The sequence below is a fragment of the Pseudomonas sp. MYb118 genome, from assembly GCF_040947875.1.
Classification (GTDB): domain Bacteria; phylum Pseudomonadota; class Gammaproteobacteria; order Pseudomonadales; family Pseudomonadaceae; genus Aquipseudomonas.
The window spans coordinates 2781886-2794719 of sequence record NZ_JBFRXN010000002.1; the positions used below are offsets into that span (position 1 = coordinate 2781886).

The 12834-nt window shown below is 59.2% G+C and carries 13 protein-coding genes; 12 read left to right on the plus strand and 1 reads right to left on the minus strand.

What is annotated here, in order from left to right; translation table 11 throughout:
* Positions 1-90 precede the first annotated feature (90 nt).
* From ABVN20_RS18510 to ABVN20_RS18550, 9 genes are all read left to right on the plus strand, one after another.
* Positions 91-867, plus strand: a complete 777-nt coding sequence (locus ABVN20_RS18510; protein WP_368557149.1) for an ABC transporter substrate-binding protein — start codon at positions 91-93, stop codon at positions 865-867.
* Between the two features lie 270 nt (positions 868-1137).
* Entirely contained in the window at positions 1138-1647 is a 510-nt protein-coding gene (locus ABVN20_RS18515) for a disulfide bond formation protein B (protein ID WP_368557150.1), read from the plus strand.
* An 815-nt stretch (positions 1648-2462) separates the two neighbouring features.
* A complete protein-coding gene (gene cyoA, locus ABVN20_RS18520) occupies positions 2463-3395 on the plus strand; it encodes a ubiquinol oxidase subunit II (RefSeq protein WP_368557151.1) in 933 nt (310 codons plus the stop codon).
* A gap of 3 nt (positions 3396-3398) precedes the next feature.
* Positions 3399-5429 (plus strand): cytochrome o ubiquinol oxidase subunit I, encoded by a 2031-nt coding sequence (gene cyoB / locus ABVN20_RS18525; RefSeq protein WP_368557152.1) that lies wholly within the window; start codon positions 3399-3401, stop codon positions 5427-5429.
* A 3-nt stretch (positions 5430-5432) separates the two neighbouring features.
* A complete protein-coding gene (locus ABVN20_RS18530; protein ID WP_368557153.1) occupies positions 5433-6059 on the plus strand; it encodes a cytochrome o ubiquinol oxidase subunit III in 627 nt (208 codons plus the stop codon).
* Positions 6060-6401, plus strand: coding sequence for a cytochrome o ubiquinol oxidase subunit IV (gene cyoD, locus ABVN20_RS18535; RefSeq protein WP_368557154.1), 342 nt, complete (start codon positions 6060-6062; stop codon positions 6399-6401). It begins immediately after the preceding gene.
* Between the two features lie 11 nt (positions 6402-6412).
* Positions 6413-7300 (plus strand): heme o synthase, encoded by an 888-nt coding sequence (gene cyoE, locus ABVN20_RS18540; protein ID WP_368557155.1) that lies wholly within the window; start codon positions 6413-6415, stop codon positions 7298-7300.
* Positions 7301-7521: 221 nt separating this feature from the next.
* Entirely contained in the window at positions 7522-7866 is a 345-nt protein-coding gene (locus tag ABVN20_RS18545; protein ID WP_368557726.1) for a toxin, read from the plus strand.
* Positions 7863-8177, plus strand: coding sequence for a helix-turn-helix domain-containing protein (locus ABVN20_RS18550; protein ID WP_368557156.1), 315 nt, complete (start codon positions 7863-7865; stop codon positions 8175-8177). The genes ABVN20_RS18545 and ABVN20_RS18550 overlap by 4 nt, the downstream gene beginning before the upstream one ends.
* A 75-nt stretch (positions 8178-8252) precedes the next feature.
* On the opposite strand, the gene ABVN20_RS18555 is transcribed toward ABVN20_RS18550, so the two are convergent.
* A complete protein-coding gene (locus tag ABVN20_RS18555) occupies positions 8253-9662 on the minus strand; it encodes a PLP-dependent aminotransferase family protein (RefSeq protein ID WP_368557157.1) in 1410 nt (469 codons plus the stop codon).
* 148 nt (positions 9663-9810) lie between these two features.
* Here ABVN20_RS18555 and ABVN20_RS18560 point away from each other — a divergent pair, with 148 nt between their 5' ends.
* From ABVN20_RS18560 to ABVN20_RS18570, 3 genes are read left to right on the plus strand one after another with little or no spacing between them, the layout of a single operon-like run.
* Complete coding sequence (locus tag ABVN20_RS18560) at positions 9811-10911, plus strand: hypothetical protein (RefSeq protein WP_368557158.1); 1101 nt, start codon at positions 9811-9813, stop codon at positions 10909-10911.
* A 42-nt stretch (positions 10912-10953) separates the two neighbouring features.
* On the plus strand, positions 10954-12234 hold the full coding sequence (locus tag ABVN20_RS18565) for an acetyl-CoA carboxylase biotin carboxylase subunit family protein (protein WP_368557159.1): 1281 nt from the start codon (positions 10954-10956) through the stop codon (positions 12232-12234).
* 55 nt (positions 12235-12289) lie between these two features.
* Positions 12290-12784: a RidA family protein gene (locus tag ABVN20_RS18570; RefSeq protein ID WP_368557727.1), complete on the plus strand. Its 495-nt coding sequence runs from the start codon at positions 12290-12292 to the stop codon at positions 12782-12784.
* The last annotated feature ends 50 nt before the right edge of the window (positions 12785-12834 follow it).

Sequence of the window (12834 nt, forward strand, 5' to 3'; positions counted from 1 at the left end):
TATGGATTTATAAGTACAAAAAAGGCTTTCCGTGCACCTGCTTTTTTCTTCTGTCTTGCCAAACCAACAACAACCCGCGAGAGAACGAACATGAAGAAATTCCCCCTCATCACCGCTCTGGCCCTGGGCCTGTTGGCGTCCAGTTCGCTGTTCGCCGCCGAGAAAACCCTGCGCATCGGCATCGAAGCGGCTTACCCGCCGTTCGCCTCGAAAACCGACAAGGGCGAAATCGTCGGGTTCGACTACGACATCGGCAATGCGCTGTGCGCGCAGATGCAGGTCAAGTGCGTGTGGGTCGAAGGTGAGTTCGACGGTCTGATTCCTTCCCTTAAAGTGAAGAAAATCGACATGGCACTGTCGTCCATGACCATCAACGAGGATCGCAAGAAGTCGGTGGACTTCACGCACAAGTACTATTTCACCTCCTCGCGCCTGGTCATGAAGGAAGGCGCGGTGGTGGATGACCAGTACGCCAGCCTCAAGGGCAAGACCGTCGGTGTGCAGCGCGCCACCACCACCGACCGTTACGCCACCGAGGTGTTCGAACCCATGGGCATCACCGTCAAGCGTTATGGCAACAACGAAGAGATCTACATGGACCTGGCGGCCGGGCGGCTGGATGCGATTTTTGCTGACACCATCCCGCTCAACGACTTCCTGTCGATGCCGCGCGGCAAGGGCTACGCCTTCGTCGGCCCTGAACTCAAGGACCCCAAATACGTGGGCGAGGGCGCCGGGATTGCCGTGCGCAAGGGCAACAGCGAGCTGGTCAGCCAGTTGAACAGCGCCATCGACGGCATCCGGGCCAGTGGTGAGTACCAGAAGATTTCGGAGAAGTACTTCAAGTCCGATATCTACGGCGACTGATGAGCCTTCTTCACCAGCCCCTGTGGGAGCGAGCCTGCTCGCGATGGTCGTCAACGATGACGCTGGCTACCTGACGCCCCGCGCTGGTCTTGAGTCCATCGCGAGCAAGCCCGCTCCCACAGAAGAATGGGGCGCAAGGTAACCTCGGGTTAATGCTTTCTTAACAGACTTATCGTTTATTCCCGACATCCATTGCACACGTCCCGGGCTCTCCAAGGCCTGGGGCAGCGTGTAGACTGGCGGTCATTCGATATCTGGAAGGGAAACGCAATGAGCGAGGAAACGATGCGGTTGGGCCGTGAACGGCGCTATCTGGTGCTGCTGGGCATTATCTGCCTGGCGCTGATCGGTGGTGCGTTGTACATGCAGATCGTCCTGGGCGAGGCGCCGTGCCCGCTGTGCATCCTGCAGCGCTATGCTTTGCTGCTGATCGCGATCTTCGCGTTTATCGGCGCGGCGATGCGCACGCGTCGCAGTATCACGGTTTTCGAGACCCTGGTGGTGATCTGTGCCCTGGCCGGCGTCGCCGTGGCCGGGCATCACGTGTACACGCAGTTCTACCCGGCGGTCAGCTGCGGTGTCGACGTGTTGCAACCGATTGTCGACGACCTGCCGCTGGCGAAGATCTTCCCGCTGGGCTTCCAGGTCGACGGCTTCTGCTCGACGCCGTACCCGCCGGTCCTCGGCCTGTCGCTGGCGCAGTGGGCGCTGCTGTCCTTCGTGCTGGTGGTGGTGCTGGTACCGCTGCTCACCTCGCGCAATCGCAAGGCGCTGCGCTGAGCCGATCGCAGCATCCGCGTAAAAAACGCCCCGGCCCTCGATGAGGGGGCCGGGGCGTTTTGCATTTCAGGGGATGTCCGGGAAGTCCTTGATGAACGTCAAGAACGGGGGCTGCGCATGTGCGACATGTTGTCACAGCGCGCGTGTCGCAGGGCATTTCGGAGCGCCGTATTTACACCCGTCCCGGCAAGAAAAATGCGGGTGTGCGGTGCCATGGGATTTCGCTCGTGCGTTCACGGAACAGGCAGTTTTAACAGGTTATGGCGAATGGCCAGAGCCCCCGTCATACAGGGGCTTGGGCATGATCATGACCGTGTGCGACACCCTGGATACTGTCTGAACTGCGCACCATAGACCTACATTTTTTGGTGTTTTTGTTGAGAATCAATTTCGATAACATGGCGCACTTTTGCAAAAAGCTTCACGAATTGTTGTCGGTAGCGAGATAAATTATTTCGGGATGAGACATGGTTTATGGGTCGTCATATATCTACAATCGCCCGCACTGAATTCCCGGCACTGCTCGATTTCACTCCGGTGAGCGGGCTGAAATAGGACATCGAGAGGCCTGATGGCTTCGTACGAGTCCCCTGGTGTCGGTGCCTTCCAACTATCCGCACCAAATGGAATTGGTCTGTAACAAGGCCTTTGACCACGTATTCGAATAAGAACTCACCGCTAGCCCAGGATTTGTCGAACGGCGTCTGACGCGCGACGGGCCAGCCCTTATTCAATCCAAGAAAAAATGCCAACCCTTGGCAGGGTGAAGTGTTGGCGATCAAAACCCAACTGCATTGCGCTTTAGAGGTCGTGAGATGAGTAAAAACAGGTACCCCAGATTACTAGGCCTAGTGCCGCTGCTCGGCACGTTGTTGCTGGGAGGCTGCAACATGACCTTGCTCAATCCAACGGGCCAGGTTGGCCTGGAACAGCGAAACCTGATCATCACCGCGACGCTGCTGATGCTGTTGGTCGTGGTGCCGGTCATCGTCATGACCTTCCTGTTCGCCTGGAAGTACCGCGCGTCCAACACCAACGCGACCTACACGCCGAAATGGAACCACTCCACCAAGATCGAGATCGCGGTCTGGACTGTTCCGATTCTTATCATCATCGCCCTGGGTTACATCACCTATAAGTCGACCCACGAGCTGGACCCTTATCGTCCGCTGGACTCCGACGTCAAGCCTGTGACCATCGAAGTGGTCGCGCTGGACTGGAAGTGGCTGTTCATCTACCCGGAACAAGGCATCGCGACCGTTAACAAGATCGTGTTCCCGGCGCACACCCCGATCAACTTCAAGGTGACCTCCGACGCGGTGATGAACTCGTTCTTCATCCCGGGCCTGGGCGGCCAGATCTACGCGATGGCGGGCATGCAGACCAAGCTGCACCTGATCGCCGACCGTAACGCTGAAATGGAAGGCATCTCCGCCAACTACAGCGGTGCTGGTTTCACCGGCATGAAATTCAAGGCAACCGCCACTACCCAGGAAGAGTTCGACGCCTGGGTCAGCGAAGTCAAAAAGGCACCTAAAAAGCTTGAACAAGCTGAATACGCAGCCTTGGCCAAGCAGAGCCAGAACAACCCGGTCGAGCTCTACTCCTCGGTCACGCCGAACCTGTTCCAGATCATCGTCGACAAGTACGAAGGCATGAAACCAGGTCCGAAACTGAACCACGAGAAGAAAGAGAAAGAAGTGGCCGCCATGGACAACTCGCATCCAGCTGCCGGGGCAGAGGAGTAAACGATGTTTGGTAAATTAAGTTGGGAAGCGGTCCCGTTCCACGAGCCGATCGTAATGGTGACCATCGCCATGATCGCGCTCGGTGGTGTGGCGCTGTTCGCTGCAATCACCTACTTCAAGAAGTGGACCTACCTGTGGACCGAGTGGCTGACTTCGGTCGACCACAAGAAAATCGGCGTGATGTACATCATCGTCGCCATGGTCATGCTGCTGCGCGGTTTTGCCGACGCCATCATGATGCGTACCCAACTGGCCATGGCCACCGAGGGTTCGCCTGGCTACCTGCCACCTGAACACTATGACCAGATCTTCACCGCTCACGGTGTGATCATGATCATCTTCATGGCGATGCCATTCTTCACCGGCCTGATGAACCTTGCAGTGCCGCTGCAGATCGGCGCGCGTGACGTTGCCTACCCGTTCCTGAACTCCCTGAGCTTCTGGCTGCTGGTTTCCGGCGTGGTGCTGATCAACCTGTCCCTGGGCGTTGGCGAATTCGCCAAGACCGGCTGGGTTGCCTATCCGCCGCTGTCGGGCCTGCAATACAGTCCGGGCGTGGGCATGGACTACTACATCTGGGCGCTACAGCTATCGGGCCTGGGGACAACGCTGACGGGGGTCAACTTCCTGGCCACCGTGCTGAAAATGCGTACCCCTGGCATGAAACTGATGGACATGCCGATCTTCACCTGGACCTGCACCTGGGCCAACGTCCTGATCGTGGCTTCGTTCCCGATCCTGACCGCTACCCTGGCACTGCTGACGCTTGACCGTTACATGGATTTCCACATTTTCACCAACGAACTTGGTGGCAATCCGATGATGTACGTCAACCTGTTCTGGGCGTGGGGCCACCCTGAGGTGTACATCCTGATCCTGCCGGCGTTCGGTATCTTCTCCGAAGTGATCTCGACGTTCACCGGCAAGAAACTGTTCGGCCACCACTCGATGATCTACGCTTCGGGCGCGATCTCGATCCTGGGCTTCATGGTCTGGCTGCACCACTTCTTCACCATGGGTTCGGGTGCCAGCGTCAACGCCTTCTTCGGCCTGGCGACGATGCTGATTTCCATCCCGACGGGTGTGAAACTGTTCAACTGGCTGTTCACCATCTATCAGGGCCGTCTGCGCTTCACCAGCCAGGTGATGTGGACCCTGGGCTTCATGGTGACATTCGCCATCGGCGGCATGACCGGCGTACTGCTGGCCATTCCGGGTGCCGACTTCGTTCTGCACAACAGCCTGTTCGTGATCGCGCACTTCCACAACGTGATCATCGGCGGCGCGGTATTCGGCTACATCGCCGGTTTCGCCTTCTACTTCCCGAAAGCGTTCGGCTTCAAGCTGCACGAAGGCTGGGGCAAGGCAGCGTTCTGGTTCTGGATCACCGGCTTCTTCGTCGCGTTCATGCCGCTCTATGTCCTGGGCTTCATGGGCATGACCCGTCGTCTGAACGCCACCACCAACCCTGAGTGGGTGCCGTACCTGTACGTGGCCATGTTCGGTGCGATCCTGATCGCCGTGGGCATCGCCTGCCAGCTGATCCAGCTCTACGTGAGTGTGCGTGACCGCAACAAGCCAGAGAACATGTGCGAACACGGTGACCCGTGGAATGCCCATACCCTGGAATGGTCGACTTCGTCGCCACCACCGTTCTACAACTTCGCCGTACTGCCAAAAGCCGACGTGGTCGATCCGTTCACCGAAGCCAAGGAAAACGGTACTGCGTACCAGGCTCCGGCCAAGTACTCGCCGATCCACATGCCAAACAACACCGCTACCGGTGTGGTCATGGGCGCTCTGCTGACCGTGTTCGGTTTCGCGATGATCTGGCACATCTGGTGGCTGGCGATCGCCAGTCTGGCTGGCACCGTGATCTATTTCGCGATCCACGCGGCCCGTGATGATCAAGGCTATATGGTGCCGGTCGACGTGATCGAGCGCATCGAAGCCGAGCAGCACAAGCGTCTGGTTGCGGCAGGGAAAATCCCGGCCACCGCCACCCGTGTTGAAACCTCGTTGGAACAGGCTTAAACCATGTCGAACTTAGTGACCAATGCTGGACACACCCATGTCGATGAACATGGGCACGATGACCATCACCACGACTCGGGCGAGATGACCGTATTCGGTTTCTGGCTCTACCTGATGACCGACTGCATTCTGTTTGCGTCGATCTTCGCGGTGTACGCGGTACTGGTTAACAACGTAGCGGGTGGCCCGTCGGGCCACGACATCTTCGAACTGCCATACGTACTGGGCGAAACCGCTCTGCTGCTGTTCAGTTCGATCACCTACGGCTTCGCCATGCTGGCGTTCTTCCGTGGCAACAAGAAGCAGGTGCTGGGCTGGTTGGGCATGACCTTCCTGTTCGGCCTGGGCTTCATCGGCATGGAGATCAACGAGTTCCACCTGCTGATCTCCGAAGGCTACGGCCCTAGCCGTTCCGGCTTCCTGTCCGGGTTCTTCACCCTGGTCGGCACCCACGGTCTGCACGTGACCAGCGGTCTGATCTGGATGGCGATCATGATGTATCAGGTGCAGAAAAACGGCCTGACGGCGACCAACAAGACCCGTCTGAGCTGCCTGAGCCTGTTCTGGCACTTCCTGGACGTGGTCTGGATCTGCGTATTCACCGTTGTTTACCTGATGGGGACTATGTAAATGGCTAACCCAGCTCATTCCCACAATGGCCACGACGAAGCCGGTCACGGCAGCGTCAAGTCCTACGCCATTGGCTTCATCCTGTCGGTGATCCTGACCCTGATTCCATTTGGTCTGGTGATGTACCCGACACTGCCGAAGTCGATCACCCTGATGATCGTCCTGGCGTTCGCCGTGATCCAGGTGCTGGTGCACCTGGTGTACTTCCTGCACCTGGACCGTTCGCAGGCGCAGCGTAACAACGTGATCGCGTTTGTTTTTGCCGCGATCGTGATTGTCCTGCTGGTTGGCCTGTCGCTGTGGATCATGTTCAGCATCCACACGTTCATGATGGCGAAGTGAGGTAAGTCCGGATGTCCTTGAAGCACTTTATCCAAATCACCAAACCGGGGATCATTTTCGGTAACGTGCTTTCAGTGGCAGGCGGATTTTTCCTGGCCTCCAAGGGGCATATCGATCTGGCCGTGTTCCTGGCCGCCATGATCGGTACGTCCCTGGTCGTCGCTTCCGGTTGCGTGTTCAACAACTGCATCGACCGCGACATCGACCTGAAGATGGAACGCACCAAGAACCGGGCGTTGGTCCAGGGCCTGATCTCCCTGAAACTGGCGCTGGTCTATGCGACCGTCCTGGGTGTCGCCGGCGTTGCGTTGCTGTACACCGTGGCCAATCCACTGGCGGCGTTGTTCGCCGTGATCGGCTTCATCATCTACGTCGGCTTCTACAGCCTGTACCTCAAGCGCAAGTCGGTTCACGGCACGCTGGTGGGCAGCCTGTCGGGGGCGATGCCACCGGTAATCGGCTACGTTGCGGTGAGCAACACCTTCGACATGGCCGCGCTGACCCTGCTGGTGATGTTCAGCCTGTGGCAGATGCCGCATTCCTATGCCATCGCGATCTTCCGCTTCAACGATTATCTGGCCGCCTCGATTCCGGTGCTGCCAGTGAAGCGCGGGATTCAAGTGGCCAAGAAGCACATCCTGATCTACATCCTGGCCTTCCTCGTGGCGACCTTGATGCTGACCTTCAGCGGCTACGCCGGCATGAGCTACCTCGCCGTCGCCGCCGCCATGGGCATGTACTGGCTGTACATGGCCTGGACCGGCTACAAGGCAGTGGATGACACGGTCTGGGCACGCAAGCTGTTCGTGTTCTCGATCTTCACCATTACCGCGTTGAGCGTGATGATGTCCGTGGACTTCAAAGTGCCGACCGAATTGCTGCTGACGTACGCGCACTAAGCGCAGGCAGCGGCAAAGAAAAACCCCGCCCTTCGAGAGAAGGTGCGGGGTTTTTTGTTGGGTGTTCCTTGGGGGAATGCCCGAACTGTTTTGCACGACGCAAAGCCTCTGTGGGAGCGAGCCTGCTCGCGATGATTGCTTCGCGTAGCAGTGAGGGGCAGTTCGTCAGATGTACGGATCGTCACTTGTCTATCTATAAGCGATTTGCTTATAGTTTGTGCATGCGAACCCTATTCTTCGAGACCTCATCATTCACGGCTTCAGTTGGCAATTATCTGACTGATGACGAGTATCGTGCGCTGCAAACACACATGCTGCAGAACCCTGAGTCAGGTGTTGTCATGCCCCGTACGGGCGGTTTTCGCAAGCTTAGGTGGGCCGATGAGCGCAGAAGCAAGGGCAAGCGAGGTGGCTTGCGGGTTATCTATTATTGGCTTATGAATGATGGTCAGTTCTGGATGTTTGCAATTTATGACAAGGATGAGGTTGAGAACTTGACTGCCGATCAAGAGAAGGCACTCAAGAAAGCCATAGAGACAGAGTTGAAAAATCGAGGTACCCCATGAAAAAGCGCGACCTGTTTGCAGAGCTGATGCAGGGCGTTGATGAGATGGCAGCTCAACGCGAAGGCAAGATTACGTTGCGCAATACCTGCATCGAAGACATCCCTGCTCCCGAGGTCGGGGCGCAGGAGATAGTTGCGCTGCGGGAGAGGCTTCATATGTCCCAGGCAGTTTTTGCCAGACGAATCAGAACCAGTCCCGGTACGCTGAGAAACTGGGAGCAGGAAAAATCGAAACCCAATGCCCAGGCCGCTCTGTTGATCAGGCTGGTGGAGAAATTCCCGGATATGGTTGATCGACTGGCAGTGGTTTGAACAAGTAATACGCCTTGAAAGCCCCGCTTTCATCGAGAAACGCGGGGCTTTATGCCGTGATCAAGAACATTCAGGTCAACTGGCAAGCAACCGAAAAAACCGCTCCCGCACCTGGAAATTATCACTGTGCGCCACATTGAAGCGCATGAACTGGCTCGCCTGCGGGGCCTTGCTCAGTAGGGTGCCGGGTGCCAGCACCAGGTCGATGTCCATGCCTTTTCTCGCCAGCGTTTCGGCATGCAGCCCCTCCGGCAGGCGTGTCCAGATGTACAAGCCTTCGTGGGGGAGCGATGACACCGAGCAACCGGCCTCGATCAGCCAGCCGGACACGCGGCTGCTCGATTCGTAGAGCCGGTCCACGGTGCGTCGGGTGTGCTTGGCGTAGCTGCCATCGCTGAGCATGGTGCAGACGATCTGTTCTGCCAGCTCCGAGGTCATGCCGCCGCAGGCCATTTTCAGGGTGACCATGCGCGCCGCCAGTTGGGGTGACAGCACGGCATAGCTGACGCGGCTGTTGGCGGTCAGGGTCTTGGAGAAGCCGGAGATGTAAGTGACATTGTCCAGCCCGCCCGCCGCCAGGCGCGGGGTCATGCGCTGTTGCAGGTCGCAATACAAATCGTCTTCGACGATATGGAAGCCATAGCGATGGCTCAACTCCAGCAGGCGATACACCTGGGCCGGGGAGAACGAGTGTCCGGTCGGGTTATGCAGGACGTTATTGGTCATGTACAGCACGGGGCGCTGGCTGTTCACCAGATGCTCGAAGGCCTCCATGTCCATGCCGTCGGCGCCGCGGGGGATGGTGATGACGCGGGCACCGTGCAACGCCAGATTGGTGTGCATGGTGATGTAGCACGGGTCATCGAGCAGCACCGTGTCGCCGGGCTTGACCAGCAGGCGCATGAGCATGTCGATGGCCTGCACGGTGTTGGCCGTGGTGACGATCTGGTCCACCGGCACTTCGATGCCGATCGCCGCCAGTTTGACCCGCAATGCCTCGCGCAAGGGCAGGTAACCGGCGGCGACACCGTATTCGCCCATTTGCAGCGAAGCGGCGCGCAGGGTGCCGCGCACCGCCTTGAGCAGTTCTTCGGCGGGCAACCAGGAAGACGGCAGGAAGCCTGCGCCGGGACGCAGGGCGCCGGTGTCCTGCAGCACCGCGCGGCGCACCACGCTCAAGGTGTCCTGGGGTTGCAGGTCCGGGCCGGCATCAGGCTTGATCGTCAGTGTGGAGCGGTGCACGTAATGCCCTGAACCCTGGCGCGACACCACCAGGCCCTTGGCCCGCAAGCGATCCAGCGCATCTACCACCGTGGATTTGCCGACGTTCATCAGCTCGGAGAGTTCGCGAATCGGCGGCAGTCGCGAGCCGTGAGGCAGCCCGCCCTGGCTGATGGCTACCGTCAATTGATCGACGATCTGCTGGACCAGCGGCACCCCCGGCTGGAACTCGAAGGCGGCGATCACCGCGCGCTGCACCTGCATTTTACTGGTCCTTTTGGCAGTAAAGTTCGTTCGATTCTATACGAACTTACTCTGATGAAAACAAACGGCTCTCTCTACCATCACCTCACAGACTACCCAGATTGTCGGCGTTCGTCGCCTGTGCAATCGCTGGTTCCAGAGGTGTTGCATGAGTGTGCAAACAACGGCCGCCGTCGCCAAGCCGGTGATCAACGTCCGCCTGTTCCTGATCCGGATTATCACCGCCGTGTCGCTGTTCGCGGTGCTGGGCAAGGCCAACGTGTGGCTGGACACCGCCACCAACAGCATCCTCGCCCTGGGGTACCGGGCCTTGCTGTTGCTCCTGCCGTTGACCTTGCTGGTGCTGGGGCGTCGCTCCCTGAGCGTTACCTTGTCGTGCGCCGCCCTCGGGCTGGTGCTGCTGGCCGTGACCAGCAACCAGGGCGTGGTGATGTTCGCCGCTGCCTTGTTCGCCTACGGCATCGCGATTGCCGGTTACCTGATCAAGAGCGAAGCGGCGCAGACCAAGGAAGGGGCTGCCTACAACCGCGTCGCCATGAACATGGGCAGCCTGCTGGCCGGCCTGATTCTGCTTTCGCCGCTGCTGACTCCCAGCATGTTTTTCCTGGGTGCGGCGGCGTTCGTCCTGCTGTGCCTGCCGATCGCCGCGGGGGCGACCTTCACCACCCAGCCGGTGACCGCCGCTGCGGTCACCGTTGACGGCAGCGGCTGGCGCAACAAACTGCCGTGGGTGATCGCCGGCGTCATCATGGGCATCAAGCTGTTCGGTGTGTTTTCGATCCTGCCCCAGGCGATCCTGCGTGAGACCGGCGAGCTGCCGTCCTGGTACGGTTTGATGCTGATCCTCAACAGCGCGGTGGTGGTCTTCGCCCAGGTGCCGATGATGAAACTGATCGAGCGCACCGGGCGCTTCAAGGTGCTTGCCGTAATCGGCATCATCGCCGGCGGTTTTGCCGTGCTTTCCTCGCCCGCCGCATTCCACGTGCAGACGCTGGTCGGCGCGCTGATCTGGGTCGCGCTGCTGTCCCTCGCCGAGTGCGCGTTCAGTTACCTCGACTACTTCTCCGTCAAGCAGAACAACATGTTCATCAAGGAAGTTTCCCTGGGCGTGGGCGCCGGGCTGACCGTGCTGATCATGCGGGTGGTGCCGATGCCGTACAACGCCCTGTTGCTGGCCGCCATCGGCGCCGCGGGCATCCTGGCGTGGTACTGGTTCAACCGTAAAACCGTTGCATCGCTGCATGACTGATTCAGCGCGTCTGCGTTTTTCACTCCACAGGTCGGAGGTTTCATGAGTACGACGTCATGCGTAGTAGTGGTCGGGTACAACGGCAACCGGGTGCACGATATCCGCAAGCTGCGCGACCTTTGCAAGGCACTCTATAACGCCCGGCTGATCCTGGTGGTCGAACAGATCCAGGTCGATGACGACCAGGTGGCGGACCACGTCTGCACGGCGTCGATGGCCGTGGAGGACATTGCCGACTCTGTCGATCTGGTGGCCGGCTGCCTCAGTGTCGATCAGTGGAAACTGATCGGCGTGTTGCCGTTTTCCGACCGTGGCGTGTTGCTGGGTGCCGCGCTGGCGACACACTTCGGCCTGCCAGGGATCAGCCCGGGCCAAGCGCGAGCGGGCCTGGATAAACAGATTTTTCGCAAACTGGAAGCCAGCGCCGACAGTGCGCCGCCGGACTATCGCCCGGTGTTCTCCGCGCGGATCGAGAGCCTTGGCGAACTGCGTCAGCGGGTGGTCGAACTGGGCGGAAGGGCCTTCATCAAACCGGCCTGCGAAGGGGCGAGCCGCGGTTGCCGGGTCATCCACCATCCGTCCGAATGCGATGAGGCCTGGCAGGCGCTCAAGCCGTACCGCGAGGGCGGCATCGTACTCGAGGAGTTGATCCAGAACGCCCGCGAATACAGTTGGGACTACGTCGCCGGCAGCACCTGGGTGACCGAGAAAACCACCACCGAGGGCGCTTATCGCGCCGAAATCCAGCAAGTGGTGCCAGCACCGCTGGCCGCTGACGTTCAGGCACGACTGGCGTCTGCCGGCCAGCATATGGCCGGGCTGGTGTCACTGGACAACGGCGCCTATCACAACGAGGTCTTCCTGCGCAGCGACGGCCTGACCTCGGCGGTGGAAACCAACATGCGCCCCGGTGGCATGCACATCTGGGACCTGGCGCGGCTGGCCTTCGTCGATTTCGACCCCTGGGAGCGCTGGGTCAGATGGGCCGTGGAGGGGTCGGTCGAGCCCCACGATCCGGTGGCGCGGGGTTACTGCGGCATCCGCCTGCTGCGGGCGCCGTCGGGTGGTTTATTGCGCGCGGTGCCGGACATCGAAGCGCTGGCCCGGGAGCTGAACATCGAACTGGTCGAGGCGGTGTACAGCAAACGCCTCAGTGATTCGGTCACGGCGCTGGTCAAGGACAACACCTCGTTCATCGGCCACATCGTGCTGTTCAACGAACACTACACGGCACTCAGCGACAACTTGCTGCGCCTCGCCGAGGCCATCGAGTCCCGTGTCGAAGTCACCGCTCTGGCAGCACCGGCGAGAGCCGTGGGCTGAGCCATTGAGAACGTTTTTCAAGGTTTGTGGGTCAAGGGGATCGGGTTAAATGATTGTGCAGAAAAAGATGTCTTGCGATGAACGCTTCATTGCCCTGGCAAAGGAGCTCGACTACGACATTTACGGTGAGAACACCGTTGGCGGGCACTACGCGCCGCTGGTCAGGCATCACGATGAGCTGTACATCAGCGGCCTGGTGCCGCGCACCAACGGCAGGATCCAGTATCCGGGCCGGGTGGGGCTGGAGCTCGACATGGCGGACGCCCAGGCCGCAGCCAGTATCAGTGCCATGCGCGGCCTGGCGCTGATCGTCGATGCCATCGGCTCGCTGGACAAGATCAAATCGCTGATCCGCATCACGGTCTACGTGAAGTGCACCGCAGACTTTGTTGACCTCAGTGAAGTCGCCAACGGCGCCTCGGACGTCTTCAGTCATGTACTGGGCGATGCCGGAAAACATACCCGCACCACGGTCGGTGTATATCAGTTGCCAAAAAATGCGGCCGTCGAAGTTGACATGATTGTGGCGCTGCGGCCTTCGGTCTTATAAGAGTTATTTATCTGGCTTTACACTGAACCATTGTTTGTCTAATGTTTTGT

Excerpts from the sequence above, each read along its gene's own strand:
- ABVN20_RS18510 (WP_368557149.1), top strand. The coding sequence starts at position 91 with ATGAAGAAATTCCCCCTCATCACCGCTCTGGCCCTGGGCCTGTTGGCG.
- ABVN20_RS18515 (WP_368557150.1), top strand. The coding sequence starts at position 1,138 with ATGAGCGAGGAAACGATGCGGTTGGGCCGTGAACGGCGCTATCTGGTG.
- cyoA (WP_368557151.1), top strand. The coding sequence starts at position 2,463 with ATGAGTAAAAACAGGTACCCCAGATTACTAGGCCTAGTGCCGCTGCTC.
- cyoB (WP_368557152.1), top strand. The coding sequence starts at position 3,399 with ATGTTTGGTAAATTAAGTTGGGAAGCGGTCCCGTTCCACGAGCCGATC.
- ABVN20_RS18530 (WP_368557153.1), top strand. The coding sequence starts at position 5,433 with ATGTCGAACTTAGTGACCAATGCTGGACACACCCATGTCGATGAACAT.
- cyoD (WP_368557154.1), top strand. The coding sequence starts at position 6,060 with ATGGCTAACCCAGCTCATTCCCACAATGGCCACGACGAAGCCGGTCAC.
- cyoE (WP_368557155.1), top strand. The coding sequence starts at position 6,413 with ATGTCCTTGAAGCACTTTATCCAAATCACCAAACCGGGGATCATTTTC.
- ABVN20_RS18545 (WP_368557726.1), top strand. The coding sequence starts at position 7,522 with ATGCGAACCCTATTCTTCGAGACCTCATCATTCACGGCTTCAGTTGGC.
- ABVN20_RS18550 (WP_368557156.1), top strand. The coding sequence starts at position 7,863 with ATGAAAAAGCGCGACCTGTTTGCAGAGCTGATGCAGGGCGTTGATGAG.
- ABVN20_RS18555 (WP_368557157.1), bottom strand. The coding sequence starts at position 9,662 with ATGCAGGTGCAGCGCGCGGTGATCGCCGCCTTCGAGTTCCAGCCGGGG.
- ABVN20_RS18560 (WP_368557158.1), top strand. The coding sequence starts at position 9,811 with ATGAGTGTGCAAACAACGGCCGCCGTCGCCAAGCCGGTGATCAACGTC.
- ABVN20_RS18565 (WP_368557159.1), top strand. The coding sequence starts at position 10,954 with ATGAGTACGACGTCATGCGTAGTAGTGGTCGGGTACAACGGCAACCGG.